A 16,104-nucleotide genomic window follows, 5' to 3' on the forward strand; every position below is an offset into this window, starting at 1 on the left:
CTCAGTCCCAGTTATTGAATATGGCGATGCCCTTTAACAGGTTGAGGGCTTCGCTCAATTGGTAGTCGTCACCCACATCGGGTCCGGGCTGGTCCGATTGCTCTTCCGGCTCGCTCTTGCCATTACCGTTCTCCAGGTGACCGGCCAGATCCGCCTCCTTGATACGGATCGCGTCATCCGTCTCGTTGCGGGTCAGTTTGGCGTCAGACAGCACGATATCCGGTTTGATCCCCTCGCCCTGAATGGAGCGGCCGGAGGGTGTGAAATAACGCGCCGTGGTCAGCTTCACTGCTGCCGTCTGGCTGACCGGGATGATGGTCTGAACCGAACCTTTGCCGAAGGTCTGACTACCCATGATGATAGCCCGTCGGTGATCCTGCAGGGCGCCGGCCACAATCTCGGAAGCGGATGCGGAGCCGCCGTTGACCAATACCACCATGGGTGCCCCATCCAGCACATCATCCGGGGCGGCATTGAAATCAAGCCGTGACTCTTCGTCACGCCCCTGGGTATAGACCACGATACCATCGGTCAGGAAGGCGTCACTGACGGAGACCGCTCCGTTCAGAATGCCACCCGGGTTGTTGCGCAGATCCAGCACCAGGCCCTTGATGCCCACTTTGGACTCGGCCTTCAGCTCACTGATCTTTTTCAGCATGTCCTCGGTGGTACGGGACTGGAAGTGGGAGAGTCGCACATAGGCAAAGCCCTCTTCCAGCATACGCCCCTTGACACTGGCAACCTTGATGATGTCCCGCACCACCGTTATACGCAGCGGCTTCTCTTCCCCCTCCCGGGCAATGGTGAGCACCACTTTGGTACCGGGTTTGCCACGCATCAGATTGACCGCTTCTTCCAGGCTCATGCCTTTGATCGGCTTCTCATCCAGCCGGATGATCAGATCACCGGCCTTCACGCCGGCCCGCTGGGCGGGGGTGTCGTCGATGGGGGAGATCACCTTGACGAAGCCGTCCTCCTGGCCTACTTCGATGCCCAGCCCGCCGAACTCACCACTGGTGCCGGCCTGCAGATCGTCAAACTCCTCCTCGTTCAGGTAGGATGAGTGGGGATCCAGCCCCGCCAACATGCCGCGGATGGCAGACTCCAGCAGCGCCTTGTCATCCACCGGCTCCACGTAGCTCTCCTTGATTCGCCCGAATATCTCGGCGAAGGCACGCAGCTCCTGCATCGGCAGGGGCGCTTTCGGCTCTTCAGCGGAAACGCCTGTGGCCAGGATCAGCAACACTCCAGGAATCAAGCCCAGAATCAGTGCACGTGCCGAGTCAAATCTTCTCTTCATATCTTGCTTCTCTGCTTCGATTGCCGCGTGACATCGCAATGCTGGCGGCGGGATCAGAAAGGTGCAGGGTGGCCAGTTGCACCAGTCCCGTCAAGGCGTCGCGTCCCAAGGCACCTACCCGGTTACCTTGCGTTGCTTCACACCACCGCTTCGGATTTACCGGGCGACCCTTGTAGCGTATACCAAAATATACCCCCGGATTGGCCTGGCCACCACTGTTACCCACCAGCGCCACCGGCTCACCCGGTTCTACCCAGTCGCCCGCTTCCTTGAACAGGCTCTGGTTATTGCCATAAAGACTCATGTAGCCATCACCATGGTCAATAATCATCAACAGGCCAAAACCACGCAACCAGTCAGCAAAAGCGACCCGGCCGTGGTGTACTGCCCGAACCTCCACCCCCTCCCGGGCGGCGATCACCACACCATCCCACTTCAGGCCGCCCGCCCGGGAGGTACCGAACCGGGTGGCCAGGCGACCCTTGATCGGCCACTTCAGGCGACCCTTCAGCTGTTTGAATGGCTTGTGTTTTTCAGTTTCGATCGGCAGATTGACGATCTCTGCCTGGAGTTTCTTGAGCAGATTCTGCAACTGCTGGGCATCCCTTTGGTAGCCTTTGAGCACCTCTCCCTTACTCTCGATATCCTGGTTCAGCAGCGCCAACACCTGCTGCCGTTTCTGCTGTTCCTGGTCCAGGCTGCGCTGTTGCGCCAGCACCTGCGCCTGGGTCTGGCGCATCCGCTCACGCTCCAGAAGCAGGTTCGATTCGGTCTCCTGCAGCGCCTTCAGCGCCTGGTCGAGCCGGCTGATCTGCTCGGCCCGGGAGCGGTTGAGGTAGTCGTAATAGATCAGCAGCCGGCTTACCACGGCAGGGTCTTGCTGATTGAGCAGAATCTTCAGCCGCTCCTGACGCCCCATGGCATAGGCCGAGCGCATCTGCTGTTTCAATGCCTGTCGGTTCTCCTCCAAAGCCTTCAGCTGATCCGTGCGCCGGGCCTGAAGTTGATCCAGCAGCCGCTGCTGCCGTTTCAGACTGGCGGCCAGGTCGCGCAGATCACGTGTCGTCTTACCGATCGCCTTCTCAGCTCGGCGCAGCTGCTCCTGCAGGGCCTGGCGTTCCCGCTCGCGACCGCTAAGTTGCTGCTGCAGTGTGGAGATCTCTTTCTGAAGCTGCTTCAGTTCACCTTCCCTGCTACTGATCACCCCATCTTCCGAGGCGGCCAGCGCACTACCCGACAGTAGCGTTATCGGAATCAGTATAACGGCCAGGCGCCGGCAGAACTCAGGAGCCATCAGTCCTTCTGTGAACCAGTCGTGGCTTCCTGTTCGGTCAGCTGCAGCAGATTGTGTCCGCGCATTTCGGAGGGCACCGCCAATCCCATCAGGGTCAACAGGGTCGGCGCGATATCACACAGGGCGCCCCGTTGGTTGAGCTGCCCCGGACGTCCCACATAGAGCAGCGGGACCGGGTTCTGTGTGTGGGCAGTGTGGGGTTGGGCATTCTCCACATCCTCCATCTGCTCCGCATTGCCATGGTCGGCGGTGATCAGCATTTCACCACCGCTCTGCTCGATCGCCTCCACCACCCGTCCCAGGCAGCGGTCCAGCGCCTCGATAGCCGCTACCGCGGCATCGAACTTTCCGGTATGTCCCACCATGTCGGAGTTGGCGTAGTTGCAGATAATGGCGTCATACTTGTCGCTCTTGATCGCCTCCACCAGGGCGTCCGTCACCTGGGGTGCACTCATCTCCGGCTTCAGATCATAGGTATTCACTTTGGGCGAGGGGATCAGGATACGATCTTCCCCTTCAAACACCTGCTCCCGGCCGCCGTTGAAGAAAAAGGTGACGTGGGCATACTTTTCGGTCTCCGCCAGGCGCAGCTGCCGCAGCCCCAACTTGGAGATGTATTCACCAAATACGTTATCCAGCCGCTCGGGCGGGAAGGCCACCGGGATATCGAAATCCTTGTTGTATTCAGTCAGGCTGACGAAGCTGCTCAACCGGGGCACCCGTGGTCGTTCGAAACCATCAAAGTCCTGTTCAATAAATGCGCGGGTCAGCTCCCGTGCCCGGTCGGAGCGGTAATTCATGAACAGCACCGCATCCCCATCCTCGATGGTGACCGGCTGCTCCCCCGGCGGCACGATACGGGTGGCCTTAACGAACTCGTCCGTCTCATCCCGTTGATAGGCCTGTTGCAGCGCCAGCTCCGCATCGGGTGCGGTGAACTCCGCCTCTCCCTCGACCAGGAGCTGGAAGGCCCGCTGCACCCGATCCCAGCGATTATCCCGGTCCATGGCGTAGAAACGGCCGATAATGGAGGCGATACGCCCCTCCCCCAGCTCGGTAAATACCCGGTTCATGGCCTGGATGGAGGCGCTTGCACTCTTCGGCGGCATGTCACGCCCATCCAGAAATGCATGTACGTAAACCCGGCTGGCACCCCGTTCAACCGCCAGCTTTGCCATGGCGTGAATGTGCTCTTCATGGCTATGCACGCCGCCGGGAGAGAGCAGACCCAGAATATGGACCGCTCGATCTTTCCTGATCGCCCCGTCAACCGCATCCACCAGCGTGCGGTTGGTGAAGAAGGAGCCGGTGCGCACCGAACGGCTGACCCGGGTAAACTCCTGGTAGACCACCCGGCCAGCCCCCAGGTTGAGATGCCCCACCTCGGAATTACCCATCTGGCCATCCGGCAATCCCACCTCGGCACCGGAGGTGTTGATCAAGGTATGGGGATATCGCTCCCAGAGGCTGTCCCACACCGGCGTATCCGCGGCCATGATGGCATTGGACCGGGCCTCTTCACTGTATCCCCAGCCATCCATGATCAGCAGCACTGCTGGTTTTGCTCTGAAAGACATCTCCGTTACCGACTCCGTTAGATTGGTCGCCGGATATCCCGGCTAACCCATTGAAAATAGCGGTGATATTACACCATTTTAACCACTTCAACATTAAGTCCGGTTGAATAAAACCAGTTATTAATTATGGGAAAACAATTTATACTGATTGAAAAAGCGGATATATTTACGTAAAACAGTTTATTATTGTTTTTTTATAAAGGCTCGTTGTGTTTCAGTTGGTTGCCTGCAGTACCGGAGATAGGCAAAGGGGTGAAGCTTAACCCCTGTGGTCCCGTTTTATTGCTGGGCCACGCCCAGCCTTAAGTAGCTGATATTCAACGCTTGTTCATCCAGATCACTACAGCTGATTATTAACCAAGGTCCGGTATTTTATGGAACATAAGTTTGGAACTCCCAAGGTCCCGGTGCTTGACTCCAAGCACGCCTTTGACTCCGACGTCGACCTGATGGCCGATGACGAGGATATCGAACGCGCATCCCGGTCACTCAAGGCCATGTCACACCCCCTGCGGCTGAAGATCCTCTGCACCCTGGGTGATGAAGAGGTGAGCGTTCAGGAGATTGTCGAACATGTCGGCACCTCCCAGAGCAATATCTCGCAACATCTGGCCATACTCCGGGACAAGGGCATCCTGGCCTCCCGCAAAGACGCCAACCGGGTCTACTACCGGGTGAGTGATTCACGTACCTTGAAGCTGATAGGCATGATGCGCGAGGTGTTCTGTTCCCACGGACACTGAATCCCGATAGGGGCATCGAAAACGGACACACGAGCTATCGGGTGTCCGTTTTTCCCCCGAGGCTGCGGATAGCTAACTGAACCGGCAGACCTTCCCGGCTCCGTGGCAACCCCCGATTTCCAGCCCGAATAATCCTCGATAGTCGCCTACCGATCACTCATCCGGGGTAATATTCCGCACAAAGCGTGGTACCGCGTAGCCCCCTGGTCTAGAATGTGCCTCCTTTGTGAATCCATTACCAACAACTTCCAGCAGCCGAAATCCATGCAACAGCTTATCGAATTCATCACAAACCACATTATTCTGTTCTCCGCCCTGGTGGTGGTGCTGGTACTGCTCGTGCAGAACCTGCTGGCCGGGATGGGAGGAAAATCCTCTGTCACACCATTACAGGCCACCCAGTTGATCAACCGGGAGGATGCCGTGGTAGTGGATGTGCGACCGATTGCGGACTTCAACAACGGTCATATCGTGAATGCCATCAACATTCCCAGCACCGCGCTGAAGAACCAGATCAGCGTGGTGACCAAACACAAGGGGAAGCCGATTATTGTCGCCTGCCGTTCCGGAGCGCAGTCCGCCGCCGCCTGCAAGGTGCTGCGGAATGCCGGCATCGAGCCGGTCTATAATCTCCAGGGCGGCATGCTTGCCTGGCAGAACGACAGCCTGCCAATCAGTAAAAAGTAACCCCGAATTCCACACAACGACAGACCACAGAGATTCAAGACATGACGGATAATGATCAAGCCACCACACCCAGCCGCGAGTTTTCACTGCAACGCATCTATGTGAAGGATATCTCTTTCGAGACACCCAACTCACCGGCCATTTTCACCCAGGAGTGGAAACCGGAATCGAGCCTGAGTCTGAACAGCGCTGTCAGCAAGCTGGATGAAGACCTTTACGAAGTGGTGTTGACGGTCACCGTGACCACCAAACTCGGCGACAAGACCGCCTACCTGGTGGAGGTGCAGCAGGGAGGTATCTTCACTGTGCGGGACTTCCCGGAAGCGGAGATGGGTCACCTGATGGGTGCCTACTGTCCCAACATCCTGTTCCCCTATGCCCGGGAAGTGGTCTCCGATCTGGTCAGCAAGGGGAGTTTCCCCCAACTGCTGCTCACACCGGTGAGCTTCGACCAGCTCTATGCCCAGCATCAGCAGGAGCAGGCCAGCAAGCAGCAACCCGCCGAGCCGGCCCCGCACTGATCCGTCATGTCCGCAGCACCCGTCTTTTCCGTTCTCGGCGCCGGATCCTGGGGTACCGCCCTGGCGATCCTGCTGGCGCGCAATGGCATCCGTGTGCGGCTCTGGGGACATCTGCCTGAAGAGGTTCGCCAACTGGCCCGGGAGGGTGAAAACAGCACCTTCCTGCCCGGCATCCCGTTCCCGCCCGGACTGACTCCGACGGTGGAACTGGCGGACGCGGTGCGCGATGCCGACGAGATCCTGATCGCCGTCCCCAGTCATGCGTTCGCCGCGGTTCTCAAATCGGTTGAACCCCTGTTGGCGGAACGGACCGGGGTCTGCTGGGCCACCAAGGGGCTCGATCCCGCCTCAGGTCAGCTGCTGCACGAAGTGGCGGAGGATATCCTGGGTCCAGAGCGCCCCACGGCGGTCATCTCCGGTCCCAGTTTTGCCAAGGAGGTGGCGGCTGGTCTGCCCACGGCAGTCACCGTTGCTTCCACCTCCCACGACTATGCCAAGCGGATTGCCGGCTATTTCCACTCTGACTGTTTTCGCGCCTACACCAGCAGCGATGTGATCGGCCTGGAGATCGGCAGTGCGGCCAAGAACGTCATGGCGATCGGTGCCGGTATCTCTGACGGCCTCGCCTTCGGCGCCAATGCCCGCGCCGCCCTGATCACCCGGGGACTGAGTGAAATTATGCGCCTGGGGCTGGCCCTGGGTGGCAAGATGGAGACCTTTATCGGTCTCGGCGGCATGGGCGATCTGGTTCTGACCTGTACCGACAACCAGTCACGTAACCGCCGCATGGGTCTGGCACTGGCGCGGGGTCTGACCATCGACCAGGCGAAACAGGAGATCGGCCAGGAGGTGGAAGGGGTGATGGCGACCCGGGAGATCCACAAGCGGGCCAGGTCACTGGGCGTGGAGATGCCGATTACTGAGCAGATCGAACGGGTACTTTACGAAGGACTGGATCCCAGAACCGCCGTGCAGGCGTTGTTGGATCGAGACCCCCGGCCCGAGGCCGGTTGACCGGTGGACTAAACCGCGCCATCAAACCCCTGCTGGCGCCACGCCTCGAACAGGATGATCGCCACCGCATTGGAGAGATTGATACTGCGATTGCCCGCCTGCATCGGTATGCGGATCAGCTGCTCCGGTGGCAACTGGTCCAGCAGGGTCTGGGGCAGACCCCGGGTCTCCGGGCCGAACAGCAGGGTGTCATCCGGCCGGTAGTCCACCTCGCTGTAACAGCGGCTGCCGCGGGTGGAGCAGGCAAACAACCTCCGGGGGGCATGCTGGGAGAGAAAGGTCGCCATATCCGCATACTCCTGCAGACAGGCCAGGTCGTGATAATCCAGTCCTGCCCGGCGCAACTGGCGATCCTCCAGGGTGAAACCGAGCGGATGGATAAGATGGAGCCGGCTGCCACTGTTGGCGCACAGGCGTATGATATTACCTGTATTGGGCGGAATCTCCGGCTCATACAGTGCTACGTTAAACATGACATTGGAACCATTCGATGACGACAATCAGTGACTCGCCCCTGGCCGTTGATTTCTGCGGACTCAACTTCAACACTCCCCTGGTGCTGCTCTCCGGCTGTGTAGGCTTCGGCGAAGAGTACACGCGGGTAGCCGGCTTTAGCAACCGGGATGCGGGCGCCATCTGCCTGAAAGGGACCACCGGCGAGCCACGGCTGGGCAACGCCCCGCACCGCATCTACGAAACCCCCGAGGGTATGCTCAACGCCATCGGGCTGCAGAATCCCGGGGTGGACAAGGTGGTACGGGAGATTCTGCCGACCCTGGATTTCTCCGAAACCCGCTTTATCGCCAACGTCTCCGGCTCCACTATCGAGGAGTATGAAGAGGTTACCCGGCGTTTTGATGACTCACCCATTGATGCCATCGAGATCAACATCTCCTGTCCCAACGTCAAGGAGGGTGGCGTCGCATTCGGTAATGATCCAGCCATGTCGGCCCGGGTGGTGGAGGCGTGTCGCCGGGCCACCAGCAAACCCCTGATCACCAAGCTCTCGCCCAACCAGACCGATATCGCCGCCAATGCCCGGGGCTGCATCGAGGCCGGTTCGGACGCCTTTGCGGTGATCAACACCCTGATGGGCATGGCCATTGATATTGAAAGTCGCACACCCATTATCGGCAACAATCAGGGCGGTCTGTCCGGCCCGGCCATCAAGCCGGTCGCCCTACTAAAAGTCCACCAGGTGTACCAGGTGTGCCGGGAGCACGGTATTCCCATCATCGGTCAGGGTGGCATCACCACTGCCGAGGACGCCATTGAGTTCCTGATTGCGGGGGCCTCCGCAGTCGGCATCGGTACCGCGCTCTTTTACGACCCGTTGATCTGCGGGAAGATAAACCGTGGTATAAAGGCCTATCTGGAAAAGCACAATATGGCATCAGTCAGACAGTTAACCGGAACTTTAACGCTGAACAGTCCGCGACCGGCAACCCGGTGTTGCTGAACAGGCTGACTTGCAGATTTATTACCCACCAGGTTGCTTCAGTGTGCTCGAATCAATCAGGACCCGCTTCCGGAGAGGACGGGCAGACGTTTATAGGGTTTAGCAAATGGATCGTCAATCAAATCACCCCACCACAGAAGAGTTGAAACAGTTTATTCCGCTGCAGGCACTGAGCGAACAGCAACAGGTACTGCTGGCCGGGGTTACCGAGATTAAAACCGCCCGACCGGGTGAGGTACTGATAGAGCTGGGCAGTGATGACAACAACACCTACTTCCTGCTCCAGGGAACCCTGGTCCTGGACTCGGCGGATAACCATCGACGGGAGATCAGTGCGGGTGACCCGTCAGCCAAATCCCCCATCGCCCAGCTGCGCCCCCGTAAATACAAAGTTACCGCACGCACCGAAGTGCGCTACCTGCTGATCGATAATGCCTACCTGGAAGATATTGCCCACAACCACGGCACCGCCTGCGGTGTGGACGGGTACGAGGTGATTGGTGATTTCCAGAGTGACCCGAACGCATTCGAAGACCAACTTTCACACCTGTTACTGACCGATCTGAAAAATGATCGGTTAAAGCTCCCCAGTCTGCCGGAGGTCGCTGTGCGAATTGGCCGGGCGCTGGAAGATGGGGTTAGTGATGCCCACGATATTGCTGAAATCATCCAGATCGATCCGGTAATGACTGCAAAGCTGATCAAAGCGGCAAACAGCGCTATCTATGGACGCCGTACGCCTGTGGAGACCTGCAGTGCCGCCGTGGTTCGACTGGGAGCCGATGTGACTCAGAAGCTGGTGCTCTCCTTCGCCCTGCGGGAGCTGTTCCAGAGCGATTCAGCGCTGTTGCGGAATCGCATGAAGGCGCTCTGGAAACACAGTACCCACGTGGCGGCGATCTGTTATGTGCTGGCCGGCAACGATTCCCGGTTTAAACCGGAGCACGCCATGCTGGTGGGGCTGCTGCACGATATCGGCGTGGTGGCTATCATCAACTATGCACAGAAGTTTCCCGACGAGACCATGGACCCTGAAGCACTCGATCAGGCCGTGCAGAATTTGCGCGCTGAAATTGGCGGCATGATCCTTAAAAAATGGAATTTTTCCGCGGACTTCGTCACCGCGGCGCTGGAGGGTGAAGAGTGGATGCGTAACAAGGGCACGACACCGGATTACTGCGATCTGGTAATAATCGCCCAGCTGCACAGCTACATCGGTGACAACAAGGGCCGCCACCTGCCGGCAATTGATGAAGTGCCGGCCCATAGCCGTCTGGAGCTGGGTGAACTGACTCCCCGGATGAGCCTGAAGATCCTGGAACAGGCTAAGGATCAGATCCAACACGCCCAGGCGCTGCTAAATATTTGATGCCTGCCGTGCATCAGACACCACACCAGGAAAACCGAATGAACGCTGTAAAGACTTACGCCCGCCTGCTTCTCCTTGCGTTGCTGCTGGGCTCGGGTTCGGCATCCGCCGCCCGCCTGCTGACCCAGATCGATCCTCCCGAAGAGGCCGCCGCTTTCACACTGCGGGACACCCTGGGTAATCCGGTCTCTCTCGCCGATTACCGTGGCAAAGTGGTGGTGATCAACTTCTGGGCAACCTGGTGCCCGCCCTGTCGGCGGGAGATGCCATCGCTGAACCGCGCGGCCGCCTGGCTGAGAAAATACGATGTGGAAATGCTGGCCATCAATTCGGGCGAACAACCGGCCCGGGTGGAGCGGTTTCTGAAGGAGCAGCAGATGGATTTCCCCGTTCTGCTCGACCCGGACAGCCGCGTCTCCAGCGCATGGGAGGCAACCCGCCTGCCCATCACCTACGTGGTGGATAAACAGGGACGTCTGGCGTTCCGGGCCCTGGGCAGCCGGGAGTGGGATGCGCCGGAGCTGCTGGTGCCGATCCGCAGCCTGGCCCTGCCGGCTGAGTGATTCGCTCCACGGCACAGCAGCCAGGACAGATTGCAGGGCTCAGGCGGGACGGATGTGCTCGATGTAGTAGGGGCGATCTTCCATATTCAACTTAACCGCCTCACCCACGACCTGTAGACGCCGATCGGTACCCTCAAACCGCAGGTCACAATTGGCCCGGCCACGCCCCTCAAACGGTAGCGGGATCATGTCCCGGTAAGTGTAGACACTCTGCCCTACATCCCCACCTGCACAGACCACCGGCGTTTCGGGTGGTTCACCCTCCAGCGTCGCTTCGGTAAAGACCAGTTCACCCGATTGGCGCCAGCGGGTCCGCTCAACAGAGCCGGACAGCGTCTTGATAATCATGGCGGGTGAGAAGCGTACGGTTACCGTATCGCCCTCTACCCGGATGCTCTCTATGGTCGAACCAGGCAATTCAATAGTGCTGCTATCCATTTGATATTCCTAATGATTACTTCTATCAGGCATCGCCAGCCTCAAGACCCAGTTCCTTGATTTTCCGGGTCAGGGTGTTGCGGCCCCAGCCCAGTAGTTTAGCAGCGTCCTGCTTTCGGCCGCCAGTCTGTTCCAGGGCTGTTTCAATCATTATGGTTTCAAACTCCGGGGTGGCCTCATCCAGCAGCGCCACCTGTCCCTGCTGCAGACGCTGGCGCGCCCAACTGCGCAACGACGCCCGCCAGTCATCATCCTGGGTCTGGGGTTTCTCCGACTCCAACAGCTCCGATGGCAGATCCTTGACATGTACCTCCTGGTTGGAGGCCATCACCGTCAGCCAGCGCGCGGTATTTTCCAGCTGGCGCACATTGCCGGGCCAATCCAACTGTTCCAGGGTAGCCAGTGTCTCTGGCAGCAGGGTCTTGCTCTCCACCCCCAGCTCCTCCGCCGCCAGCGAGAGGAAGTGGCGCATCAGCAGGCCGATATCCTCCCGCCGCTCCCGCAGAGAGGGGATGTGGATACGGATGACGTTGAGTCGATGGAACAGATCCTCTCGAAAACTGCCCAATTTCACCAACTGTTCCAGGTTCTGGTGGGTGGCGGCGATAATACGCACATCCACTGTCACCGGCTCATGTCCCCCGACCCGGTAAAACTCGCCGTCGGCCAGCACCCGCAGCAGCCGGGTCTGTAACTCTGCCGGCATATCACCGATCTCATCCAGGAACAGCGTGCCCCCATCAGCCTGCTCAAATCGCCCCACCCGGCGACCCTGGGCACCGGTGAAAGCCCCGCGCTCATGGCCAAACAGTTCGGATTCCATCAAATCCCGGGGTATGGCAGCCATATTCAGGGCGATAAATGGCTGTTTAGCGCGTGGACTGTGCCGGTGCAACGCATGGGCCACCAACTCCTTACCAGTACCCGACTCACCATTGATCAGCACTGTGATGTTGGAACGGGCCAGGCGACCGATGGCCCGGAACACCTCCTGCATGGCCGCCGCCTCACCAATAATCTCGGGACTCGACTGCAGCTCCTCCACCTGAACCGATCCGCTTCGACTCTTGCGACAGGCACGGGAGACCTGTTCCACCGCCTCATCCACGTCAAATGGTTTCGGCAGATACTCGAATGCCCCACCATGAAATGCGGCTACGGCGCTGTCCAGATCGGAGTGCGCGGTCATGATAATCACCGGCAGATCGGGATAGACCGCAATGATTCTTTCCAGTAATGATAGCCCGTCCATACCGGGCATACGGATATCGGACACAACCACATCCGGTTGTTCATGCACCAGGGCATCCATGACGCCATCTGCACTGGGGAAGCATCTGACCGCCATTCCGGCTTTCTCGAATGCCTTCTCCAATACCCAGCGAATCGACCGGTCATCATCAATCACCCAGACACTGTTAATTGGTGGCATTTGGATTCTCCACAGGTAACAACACAGTAAATACAGTTTTTCCCGGCTCGCTGCTGCACTCCACAAGTCCGCTGTGCTGGTTGATTAGGGATTGGGCAATGGTGAGTCCCAGGCCCACGCCATCATCGCTGGCGGTCACCATGGGATAAAACAGCTTTTCCCGGATCGAATCCGGTATACCCCGGCCGTTATCCTCAATGCTGATCTGTGCTACCAGCCGGTGGCGGCGATTACCGATAGTGAACTGACGCAGGATGCGGGTTTGCAGCAGGATGCGGCCATCAGGTGAGTTGCCGATCTCACGTGCCGCATTGCGCAGGATGTTCAACAGGGCCTGGATGATCCGGTCACTGTCCACGCAAATATCGGGAATGCTGGGATCGTAATCCCGTTCTATGGTCAGCCGTTCACCCGATTCCACCAGCACCAGATTGCGCACACGCTCCAGCAGTGTGTGAATATTCACTTGCTTCAGATTGGGCAGCCGGTCGGATCCAAGCATCCGGTTAACCAGGTTTTTCAGCCGATCCGCTTCATTGATAATGATCTGGGTATATTCACACAGACCCGGATCATCCAGCTCCTGTTCCAGCAACTGGGCGGCACCACGCAGTCCCCCCAGAGGGTTCTTGATTTCGTGGGCCAGGCCACGGATCAACTCCTGGGCGGCCTGGTGCTGGGAGAGCAGTTGTTCCTCGCGGCTGATGCGCAACTGCCGATCAATCTGTTGAATCTCGATCAGCAGGGCCGTCTCACCCTCACTGTCAGACAGGGGGATGACCGTGCAGTCCACAGTGGCCCGTTTGCCATCCGGGAGCGGCAGACACAACTCGCGCTCCGTGAAATGGTGACCGGTGCGCAGGGCCTGTTCCAGATGTTCCCGGGGCAGTCCCCCGGGGCACTGGATAATCGACTCGGCCGAATTACCCACGGTGTGGCGAAAACTGATTTCAAACAGCATCTCTGCCGCCGGATTCATGTACTGCAAACAGAGTGACTGGTCAAACAGCAGCACGGCGCTGCTCAGGTTCTCCAGAATCCGCTGTTGGGAAATTTCGTTTATCTGAATCATATCCTTCATCACAAAAGCCGATGCAAAAAGCGAACCAAGAATAGGTTCTGGGGAGAACTGGCTTAAAACCAAGGCGTGATGGGATTTTTCGCAAAAAGACGACGTTGTTGGCCAGCCAGCCTATGCACTATTTTAGTGCATAGGCTGGCTCAGGCAACCCAACCACCCGCCAAATCACCGGCTTGGATCAGGGAACAAATGGACAACCAGTGGGGTGGATAAAATGGGGGTTGGTAAGGTGATTATGGCTGATAATCACTACAGTTAGCGACAGATAGAATATCTATCGCCGATTTTAATCGCTATATGACCCTTTCCACCACTCAATAGTTTGGACTGAAGGCGGGATTGGTCCGGCCCGGCGTGGAGGAAATCGGTTTGCTGGTCGGATTAAAGGCGTCGGCACCACCCGGGGTCGGCGCATCGCCAGTGTAGTCCGACCCGGAATCCGGCGCATACTGGGGCGCATCACCACCGCTGCCAGAGCTGCCGGACGGCGGCAGTTCAGGGGACTTACCATCTTCAATCACGGTGACCTGGCGCACGAAGAATTGCACAATATTGGAGCGCGCCACCAGACGTCCTGCCGCATCATGGATACTGGCATGGATCATATGGGCGCCCCGACTGAGATTGTGGAGCTGAAACTGGAGGCCGGTTGCGTGCTGATCCTGAATCCGTCCATCCAGCACCACCTGAATGTAGTGCCCGCTCTGCAGCGCCGGCTCTGTCTGGAAAGCGAGAGTGACCGTGCCGCCATTCGCCTGCACCATTTCATTGCTGGCGGGTGACACGATGGTGAAACTGCTGTATTTAGCCGGTTTGGCGGCTTGTGACGGGGCTTGACCGGTGCGGTTTTCCAGGTCACTGCTCACCGGAGTATAGATGGTGGGATCGGAGAGTTGGATCTGCTCGGCATCCCGTGTCGGGGTATCTGAATAGTGCACCGCACCGGAGCGGTCGACCCATTTATAGATCGCTGCCTGACTGCCCAGCGCCAGAGACATGATACAGATGAACAGGATGCTTCTCATACCATTGAGAATAGCCCAGACCGGGGGCCGCCTCAACTACTGTTCGGATCAGGGGTATAAAAGAGTCGATAGACGTTATCCCATGCTGGTCCAGCCATCGCCGGAACAGAGACAGTGGTGATGAACCCGGAACAAAAAAACGCCCCCGGATGGGGGCGTTTCTCAACAATCCCTGCTAAGTGGATCGTTTACAGGCTGTAGTACATATCAAACTCAACCGGATGGGTGGTCATACGCAGACGGGTCACATCATCCATCTTCAGAGCGATAAAGCCGTCGATCAGGTCATCGGTAAACACACCACCGGCGGTGAGGAACTCACGATCCGCATCCAAGGCTTCCAGGGCCTGATCCAGGCTGTGGCAGACGGTCGGGATGGAGAGAGCCTCTTCGGCAGGCAGGTCATACAGATCCTTATCCATCGCCTCACCCGGATGGATCTTGTTCTGGATTCCGTCCAGACCAGCCATCATCAGAGCGGAGAAGGCCAGATAGGGGTTGGCGGTGGGATCCGGGAAACGGACCTCAACACGACGGCCTTTCGGGCTGTTCACGAACGGAATACGGATCGACGCAGAACGGTTACGGGCGGAGTAGGCCAGCATCACCGGTGCTTCAAAGCCCGGTACCAGACGCTTGTATGAGTTGGTGGAAGGGTTGGTGAAAGCGTTCAGGGCACGGGCGTGTTTGATAATGCCACCGATGTAGTAGAGCGCTGTTTCAGACAGACCACCGTAGAGGTTACCGGCGAACAGGTTCTCACCGCCCTTGGCCAGGGACATGTGTACGTGCATACCGGAGCCATTATCACCCACCAGCGGTTTCGGCATGAAGGTGGCGGTCTTGCCATAGGCGTGTGCCACGTTCCAGGTGACGTACTTCTGCACCTGTACCCAGTCGGCACGTTTCACCAGGGTAGCGAACTTGGTACCGATCTCACACTGGCCGGCGGTTGCCACTTCGTGATGATGCACCTCCACCGGCACACCCATCTCTTCCATGGCCAGACACATGGCGGCACGGATATCGTTCAGGGAATCAACCGGGGGAACGGGGAAGTAACCGCCCTTGGTGCCCGGACGATGGCCGATATTGCCATCCTGGTAGACCCGCTCGGAGTTCCAGCCGGCCTCTTCGGAATCAATCTTGTAGAAGGAGCCGCTCATCTCGGACTCCCAACGCACGTCATCCAGTACAAAGAATTCAGGCTCGGGACCGAAGAAGGCGGCATCAGCGATGCCGGTAGAGGCCAGGTAGGCTTCAGCGCGGCGGGCCACCGAACGGGGGTCACGCTCGTAGCCTTCCATGGTGGAAGGTTCAAGGATGTCACAGGTGATGTTAAGGGTCACTTCATCCGCAAACAGGTCAAGAACAGCGGTTTCCGCATCCGGCATCAAGATCATGTCGGATTCGTTGATCCCCTTCCAACCGGAAATGGAAGAACCATCAAACATCTTGCCGTCGGTGAAGAGATCTTCATCAATGGTGTGGGCCGGTACAGAAACATGCTGTTCCTTACCGCGGGTATCAGTGAAGCGGAAATCAACGAACTTGACTTCGTTGTCTTTGATCATCTTCAGGACTTTTGAGGCCATGAGGTT

At 58.2% G+C, this 16,104-nt stretch carries 16 protein-coding genes; 7 read left to right on the forward strand and 9 right to left on the reverse strand.

All coding sequences use genetic code 11. From position 1 onward, the window contains the following. Position 1: 1 nt before the first annotated feature. Genes AAY24_RS12775 through gpmI form a run of 3 tightly spaced genes read right to left on the reverse strand, consistent with a single transcriptional unit; the run spans position 2 to position 4,171 of the window. Positions 2 to 1,300, reverse strand: a complete 1,299-nt coding sequence (locus AAY24_RS12775) for a S41 family peptidase (RefSeq protein ID WP_046860011.1) — start codon at positions 1,298 to 1,300, stop codon at positions 2 to 4. Beyond that, on the reverse strand, positions 1,284 to 2,594 hold the full coding sequence (locus tag AAY24_RS12780; protein WP_052761233.1) for a murein hydrolase activator EnvC family protein: 1,311 nt from the start codon (positions 2,592 to 2,594) through the stop codon (positions 1,284 to 1,286). Before AAY24_RS12780 ends, AAY24_RS12775 begins: the two co-directional genes overlap by 17 nt. After that, a complete protein-coding gene (gene gpmI / locus AAY24_RS12785; protein WP_046860012.1) occupies positions 2,594 to 4,171 on the reverse strand; it encodes a 2,3-bisphosphoglycerate-independent phosphoglycerate mutase in 1,578 nt (525 codons plus the stop codon). The genes AAY24_RS12780 and gpmI overlap by 1 nt, the downstream gene beginning before the upstream one ends. Before the next feature lie 449 nt (positions 4,172 to 4,620). On the opposite strand from gpmI, the gene AAY24_RS12790 reads away from it, so the two are divergent. From AAY24_RS12790 to AAY24_RS12805, 4 genes are all read left to right on the forward strand, one after another. Beyond that, the gene (locus AAY24_RS12790; RefSeq protein ID WP_037374648.1) at positions 4,621 to 4,914 is read left to right on the forward strand and encodes an ArsR/SmtB family transcription factor; all 294 of its coding nucleotides are present in this window, start codon (positions 4,621 to 4,623) and stop codon (positions 4,912 to 4,914) included. 264 nt (positions 4,915 to 5,178) lie between these two features. Then, positions 5,179 to 5,601: a rhodanese-like domain-containing protein gene (locus AAY24_RS12795; protein WP_046860013.1), complete on the forward strand. Its 423-nt coding sequence runs from the start codon at positions 5,179 to 5,181 to the stop codon at positions 5,599 to 5,601. Positions 5,602 to 5,642: 41 nt separating this feature from the next. Then, complete coding sequence (gene secB / locus AAY24_RS12800; RefSeq protein WP_046860014.1) at positions 5,643 to 6,122, forward strand: protein-export chaperone SecB; 480 nt, start codon at positions 5,643 to 5,645, stop codon at positions 6,120 to 6,122. Positions 6,123 to 6,128: 6 nt separating this feature from the next. Further along, positions 6,129 to 7,136, forward strand: coding sequence for an NAD(P)H-dependent glycerol-3-phosphate dehydrogenase (locus AAY24_RS12805; RefSeq protein ID WP_046860015.1), 1,008 nt, complete (start codon positions 6,129 to 6,131; stop codon positions 7,134 to 7,136). Positions 7,137 to 7,144: 8 nt separating this feature from the next. Here the strand turns inward: AAY24_RS12805 and trmL are convergent, their stop codons facing one another. Next, the gene (trmL, locus tag AAY24_RS12810; RefSeq protein ID WP_046860016.1) at positions 7,145 to 7,609 is read right to left on the reverse strand and encodes a tRNA (uridine(34)/cytosine(34)/5-carboxymethylaminomethyluridine(34)-2'-O)-methyltransferase TrmL; all 465 of its coding nucleotides are present in this window, start codon (positions 7,607 to 7,609) and stop codon (positions 7,145 to 7,147) included. Positions 7,610 to 7,626: 17 nt separating this feature from the next. Between trmL and AAY24_RS12815 the strand changes: the two genes are divergently transcribed. The 3 genes from AAY24_RS12815 to AAY24_RS12825 all read left to right on the forward strand — a co-directional run bounded on the left by AAY24_RS12815 (position 7,627) and on the right by AAY24_RS12825 (position 10,527). Continuing rightward, entirely contained in the window at positions 7,627 to 8,595 is a 969-nt protein-coding gene (locus AAY24_RS12815) for a dihydroorotate dehydrogenase (RefSeq protein ID WP_046860017.1), read from the forward strand. 106 nt (positions 8,596 to 8,701) lie between these two features. Beyond that, entirely contained in the window at positions 8,702 to 9,964 is a 1,263-nt protein-coding gene (locus AAY24_RS12820) for an HDOD domain-containing protein (RefSeq protein ID WP_046860018.1), read from the forward strand. A 38-nt stretch (positions 9,965 to 10,002) separates the two neighbouring features. Next, positions 10,003 to 10,527 carry a TlpA disulfide reductase family protein gene (locus AAY24_RS12825; RefSeq protein WP_046860019.1) on the forward strand — a complete coding sequence of 175 codons (525 nt, stop codon included), beginning with the start codon at positions 10,003 to 10,005 and terminating at the stop codon, positions 10,525 to 10,527. Positions 10,528 to 10,566: 39 nt separating this feature from the next. Here the strand turns inward: AAY24_RS12825 and AAY24_RS12830 are convergent, their stop codons facing one another. From AAY24_RS12830 to glnA, 5 genes are all read right to left on the reverse strand, one after another. Next, positions 10,567 to 10,965: a hypothetical protein gene (locus AAY24_RS12830; protein ID WP_046860020.1), complete on the reverse strand. Its 399-nt coding sequence runs from the start codon at positions 10,963 to 10,965 to the stop codon at positions 10,567 to 10,569. Positions 10,966 to 10,990: 25 nt separating this feature from the next. After that, the gene (gene ntrC, locus AAY24_RS12835) at positions 10,991 to 12,397 is read right to left on the reverse strand and encodes a nitrogen regulation protein NR(I) (protein ID WP_046860021.1); all 1,407 of its coding nucleotides are present in this window, start codon (positions 12,395 to 12,397) and stop codon (positions 10,991 to 10,993) included. Beyond that, positions 12,384 to 13,478 carry a nitrogen regulation protein NR(II) gene (glnL, locus tag AAY24_RS12840; protein ID WP_082117143.1) on the reverse strand — a complete coding sequence of 365 codons (1,095 nt, stop codon included), beginning with the start codon at positions 13,476 to 13,478 and terminating at the stop codon, positions 12,384 to 12,386. Before glnL ends, ntrC begins: the two co-directional genes overlap by 14 nt. A gap of 314 nt (positions 13,479 to 13,792) precedes the next feature. Next, positions 13,793 to 14,503 carry a DUF4124 domain-containing protein gene (locus AAY24_RS12845; RefSeq protein ID WP_046860023.1) on the reverse strand — a complete coding sequence of 237 codons (711 nt, stop codon included), beginning with the start codon at positions 14,501 to 14,503 and terminating at the stop codon, positions 13,793 to 13,795. 188 nt (positions 14,504 to 14,691) lie between these two features. Then, the gene (gene glnA, locus AAY24_RS12850) at positions 14,692 to 16,098 is read right to left on the reverse strand and encodes a glutamate--ammonia ligase (RefSeq protein WP_046860024.1); all 1,407 of its coding nucleotides are present in this window, start codon (positions 16,096 to 16,098) and stop codon (positions 14,692 to 14,694) included. Positions 16,099 to 16,104: the final 6 nt, after the last annotated feature.

It is taken from the genome of Sedimenticola thiotaurini (assembly GCF_001007875.1).
In the GTDB taxonomy this organism is placed as follows: domain Bacteria; phylum Pseudomonadota; class Gammaproteobacteria; order Chromatiales; family Chromatiaceae; genus Sedimenticola; species Sedimenticola thiotaurini.

Bases quoted from the DNA above. Each gene is read 5' to 3' on its own strand.
- glnA (WP_046860024.1), bottom strand. From the start codon at position 16,098: ATGGCCTCAAAAGTCCTGAAGATGATCAAAGACAACGAAGTCAAGTTC.
- AAY24_RS12845 (WP_046860023.1), bottom strand. From the start codon at position 14,503: ATGAGAAGCATCCTGTTCATCTGTATCATGTCTCTGGCGCTGGGCAGT.
- AAY24_RS12820 (WP_046860018.1), top strand. From the start codon at position 8,702: ATGGATCGTCAATCAAATCACCCCACCACAGAAGAGTTGAAACAGTTT.
- trmL (WP_046860016.1), bottom strand. From the start codon at position 7,609: ATGTTTAACGTAGCACTGTATGAGCCGGAGATTCCGCCCAATACAGGT.
- AAY24_RS12795 (WP_046860013.1), top strand. From the start codon at position 5,179: ATGCAACAGCTTATCGAATTCATCACAAACCACATTATTCTGTTCTCC.
- AAY24_RS12825 (WP_046860019.1), top strand. From the start codon at position 10,003: ATGAACGCTGTAAAGACTTACGCCCGCCTGCTTCTCCTTGCGTTGCTG.
- AAY24_RS12780 (WP_052761233.1), bottom strand. From the start codon at position 2,594: ATGGCTCCTGAGTTCTGCCGGCGCCTGGCCGTTATACTGATTCCGATA.
- gpmI (WP_046860012.1), bottom strand. From the start codon at position 4,171: ATGTCTTTCAGAGCAAAACCAGCAGTGCTGCTGATCATGGATGGCTGG.
- AAY24_RS12830 (WP_046860020.1), bottom strand. From the start codon at position 10,965: ATGGATAGCAGCACTATTGAATTGCCTGGTTCGACCATAGAGAGCATC.
- secB (WP_046860014.1), top strand. From the start codon at position 5,643: ATGACGGATAATGATCAAGCCACCACACCCAGCCGCGAGTTTTCACTG.
- glnL (WP_082117143.1), bottom strand. From the start codon at position 13,478: ATGAAGGATATGATTCAGATAAACGAAATTTCCCAACAGCGGATTCTG.
- AAY24_RS12805 (WP_046860015.1), top strand. From the start codon at position 6,129: ATGTCCGCAGCACCCGTCTTTTCCGTTCTCGGCGCCGGATCCTGGGGT.
- ntrC (WP_046860021.1), bottom strand. From the start codon at position 12,397: ATGCCACCAATTAACAGTGTCTGGGTGATTGATGATGACCGGTCGATT.
- AAY24_RS12790 (WP_037374648.1), top strand. From the start codon at position 4,621: ATGGCCGATGACGAGGATATCGAACGCGCATCCCGGTCACTCAAGGCC.
- AAY24_RS12775 (WP_046860011.1), bottom strand. From the start codon at position 1,300: ATGAAGAGAAGATTTGACTCGGCACGTGCACTGATTCTGGGCTTGATT.
- AAY24_RS12815 (WP_046860017.1), top strand. From the start codon at position 7,627: ATGACGACAATCAGTGACTCGCCCCTGGCCGTTGATTTCTGCGGACTC.